The following is a 1,859-nucleotide window of genomic DNA, read 5'->3' on the forward strand; positions in this document are numbered from 1 at the left end:
AGGTGCTGACCCATGGGTCAGCACCTTTTTCATTTAGCGTATTGTTATAAAAATGACCAAGTCTATTATTATTAAATATAATTACCTCAAGTTATTTCACTACTACCTTATGGTAAGTGGATTCACCACCAACCACCAGTTTCACCAGGTAGATTCCGCGAGGCACTCGGGAAGTTTCCTTGCCATTCCTTTGCCAGCTTACTTCGTGTTTTCCAGTCCCAAGCTCACCATTGATGAGGGTTTTTATGTGTTTACCCATCATATCAAATACGGTCAGCTGTACCGGTAGTTCTTCTGGCAGTTCGAAAACTATGGTTGTTGACTCCGAGAATGGGTTCGGATAAGCGGTCAAAGAAAAATCGGCTATTTCCAAAGTTTCTTCCAAATTCGATGTTTCCTCCCTGATAGAAGCAGTAAAGCCTGGATTTACTTCAGAAATGCTGGCAGTTACTGTAGCTGTAGTTACAATCACTTCCAATCTGAAGGATTCAACACCGTCTGGTGTTTCCGCCTGTACGATATGATTATAAGTTCCCACATTAAGGGTGGCGGAGATACTAAAGTCTACTTTGTCCCTATAACCACTTCCAAACAAGGTATATACTTCACCTTCAGTTTTGTTGGTTGAGGTCAACCAAGCAGGTAAGTTAACCAACTTGTAAGTCTTATTAACTACCCCATCATTTTGAATGCTCATACTAAATGGAATAGCAGTACCCTCAGGTCCTGTCAACTGTTTGTTGGCAGCCTCCCAAGAAACCACATTCTTGTTGGCCAAGAAGCTCCAGGAATAAGTAGCAGCAGGATTACCGTAAATATCTGTAACTTCCCCAGCTGGGATCGTAACGGTAATCACACCACCTTCCAGGTCTTTATCCAAATAGGTAGGGGTAATTACCAACTGATTATTACTTACCGCTATGTCCTTTGTAATATTCAAGGTGTTGACTCCATCCTTCACCATGTCAAGGGTAATGTTATTAGGTACTACTGAACTCAATGTCTTGTTATAGGTCACCGCAATAGGTCCAGATGTCCATTCCGTATTGTCTTGTGGGTTTACTGTCACAATTGTTGGCACTTCTTTGTCGATTCTCACAGCTATCCATGGACTTGGGTTCTGTGCCTTGCCCCATTCTCCCGTACCTGATTCACAAGCCGGAGACAAGCGGAATTCATAATCTGTTATGTCCTGTAGTGATCCTACATTGACATTGTAGTTGTAGTAACCCTGCACATCCTTATTTCCATCACTAAGTGTTATAGTTTCTAAGGTATTTACCGTACTGCTGCCGTTTACTCTATATTCCACCCTCATGTCTGTCAGACCTTCCAGTGGATTGGTCAAAAGAAATTTGAACGAAATAATATCATTGGAAGCATTGGTCACTACATGATTGTTCACTGGGGAAGCCATGTCTATCTGCTCTACACAAGGTGCTTGGAATCGGGCCATGATAGTAAGGGTAGCCTTCAGTTTAGCGTTCTCTAATTTGGCATCGCTAAACAGTAATGAGCCTCCGCTAGCCTCACAGGCCGAAACAAATTTCAAGGTAATTTCTTCCTCTACTGCCTGATCTGAAATCACGCTAATTACCGGCGTAGCCGTGCCATCCTTAGGCAGTGAGAAAGATTGCCCTTCGGTGAAAGGATTTCCGTTGAAGAGTATGGTCACTCCATTGGTATTGGATGTATTATCTACACTTAGGGTATAAGATTTTTTCTGATTATCTATGGCCAGTTGGGTATTGGTCAGTCGCAGTTGATAATCTATCTGCTGACCGATTGCAGCAGTCTGGTCTGTACTACCCAGCGCAATCATTTCCAGACCTTCCCTGTTTTCCGTACCGGACTCAAAA

General features: G+C 42.8%; 1 protein-coding gene. It reads right to left on the reverse strand.

Annotation, left to right across the window (positions count from 1 at the left end; genetic code table 11):
• Positions 1-91: 91 nt before the first annotated feature.
• Positions 92-1,859, reverse strand: a 1,768-nt coding sequence (locus E1171_RS01995) for a T9SS type A sorting domain-containing protein (RefSeq protein ID WP_155203568.1), incomplete at its 5' end; no start/stop codon positions are given.

It is taken from the genome of Xanthovirga aplysinae (genome assembly GCF_009711365.1).
Lineage (GTDB): Bacteria > Bacteroidota > Bacteroidia > Cytophagales > Cyclobacteriaceae > Xanthovirga > Xanthovirga aplysinae.